General features: G+C 70.7%; 3 protein-coding genes. All 3 read right to left on the bottom strand.

Going from position 1 to position 1,966, the window contains the following annotated elements; all coding sequences use genetic code 11:
* Window positions 1-669 (bottom strand): DegV family protein (locus R1101_RS0122260; RefSeq protein ID WP_016935432.1); only part of this gene is annotated, 669 nt, incomplete at its 3' end.
* Between the two features lie 5 nt (window positions 670-674).
* Window positions 675-1,457 (bottom strand): diglucosylglycerate octanoyltransferase, encoded by a 783-nt coding sequence (gene octT / locus R1101_RS0122265; RefSeq protein ID WP_016935433.1) that lies wholly within the window; start codon window positions 1,455-1,457, stop codon window positions 675-677.
* Window positions 1,444-1,966 (bottom strand): histidine phosphatase family protein (locus R1101_RS0122270; protein WP_016935434.1); only part of this gene is annotated, 523 nt, incomplete at its 5' end. The genes R1101_RS0122270 and octT, both read right to left, overlap by 14 nt.

Below are 1,966 nucleotides of genomic sequence, written 5' to 3' on the forward strand. Positions count from 1 at the left end.
ATGGTGCACGGCGACGAGCGGTTCGTCGCCGACGTCCGTGGCCGCACCGTCGACGAGTTTCGCCATCGCCTTGGTCATGGTGCGGGTCTTCTCCCGCAGGACGAGCTTGCCGTCGGAGATGTGCAGGACCGGCTTCATCGCGAGCGCGGTGCCCAGCAATGCTGTGGCCGTGCCGATCCGGCCACCCCGGCGCAGATGGTCGAGCCGGTCGACGACGAGCAGGGTCCGGGCGGACGCCGCGACCTCCACCGCCCGGTCGTGCACCCGTACCAGATCGGCTCCGGCCCGAGCGGCGCGCACCGCTTCGAGAACGGCGAAGCCGGAACCCATTGCGGTGTTCCGCGAATCGACGAGCCGGATACGGTCGCCCAGCGATTCCGCGGCGTGCCGGGCGGCGTCCCACGTGCCGGACAGCACACGTGAGAGATGCACCGCGACCACGCCGTCGCCGCCGCTGGCCTCGAGGGCTTCGGTGTAGGCGTCCGTGAGCTCGGCGGGCGACGGACCGGAGGTGGTTACGGTCGACAGGTCCTCCGGCAATTCGTCGACACCCTCGCGGAGGTCGCGTCCGGCCGCGATGATGTGCAGCGGCACTACGCGGATACCGTACCGACCGACCAGTTCGGGGTCGAGGCAACTCGACGAATCTGTGACGACGACGACGGGCACGACGCCTACCGTAGGCCCTCCACCGGGACTTCCGCATCCCGATGCACGATCCGCACGGCGTCGCCGACCGCGGCGGCGACACGCCGGTGTCCCTCCCAGCCCCAGTGGATCCCGTCGGGATTCGCATCGTCGGAGAAGACGTTCTCCCTCACCGCCTCGGCGAGATCGACGAGGGGAACCGACTTCTCGGCCGCCCAGTGGGTGATCGCACGGGCCGCGGGGAGCCGGCCGGCATGGACCGACCGGTATTGTTCGCTCCGATGCACCGAGGGCAGGGTGCCGATCACGGGCAGATCGGGACGCATGTATGCCAGTGCGTCCCTGATCGTTTCGAGATATTCGACGCTGACCCGCGGTGGGAGCGCCACGGGGCGGCCGAGCGGCGACAGTCGCGGCTGCAACCACCCGTAGGCGGTGCGCGCCGCGCGGCGCAGAGCCGGTGGGCGGATGTAGCGCAGGCCTTCCCGCAGTGCGGTGGGCAGCGGCGACGGCAGGGTGTCCATACCGCCCACGGCCAGGACCACGGCTCCGGCGTGCGGAATCGCGGCCCACACGCGTGGGTCCTGGGTCATCGCCCACCACGCGTCGCGTGTGGTCCACCCGATCCGGGCGACGAGTTCGACGTCCCACCCGAGTTCGGCCGCGACCAGGTTGGGCCAGATCTGCGGATGATCGGCGGGCAGGCCGCCCTTCGGGCCGTAATAGCTCAGCGAATCGCCGATCACCAGCAGGACCGGACGTCGCGGGGCGACGTCGGCCTCGAGGGGCGTCGATTCAGAGGACGTCATCGGGGGCCACCGCGGCCGACGCGTTCCACACGTCGAGACGCCAGGACGGCACCTCTCCGTACCCGCTGAGCTGCACCCAGCCGGTGTTCCCCAGACCACCGAGGACGGGCCATCGGTCCACCGGCAGATCGAGTAGCGCCGCGGTGAGCGCAGCGATCAGACCACCGTGCGCGACCAGCACGATGGGCCGGTCGCTCCAGTTCTCGTACTTGTCGAGCAGTTCGCCGACGACGGCGATGCTGCGCCGCGCCACGTCCACTCGGTTCTCGCCTCCCGGCGGTGCCCAGGTGGCGTCCGCACGCCAGGAGCTGCGCGCACCCGGAGCGACGGCGTCGACCTCGGAGTGGGTCAGACCCTGCCATTCGCCGAGATGCGTCTCGCGCAGTCGCGTATCTATCTCGACGGGCAATCCGATGCGGTCGCCGAGTGCGGTGGCCGTGTCGTAGGCGCGGCGCAGATCCCGGACCGGAGGACCGGACCGGAGGAGGTCCGTGGGTGGGTGGGGGTCC

Origin of the sequence: Rhodococcus sp. R1101 (assembly GCF_000278445.1) — a bacterium.
Classification (GTDB): Bacteria; Actinomycetota; Actinomycetes; order Mycobacteriales; family Mycobacteriaceae; genus Rhodococcus; species Rhodococcus gordoniae.

Excerpts from the sequence above, each read along its gene's own strand:
- octT (WP_016935433.1), bottom strand. The coding sequence starts at position 1,457 with ATGACGTCCTCTGAATCGACGCCCCTCGAGGCCGACGTCGCCCCGCGA.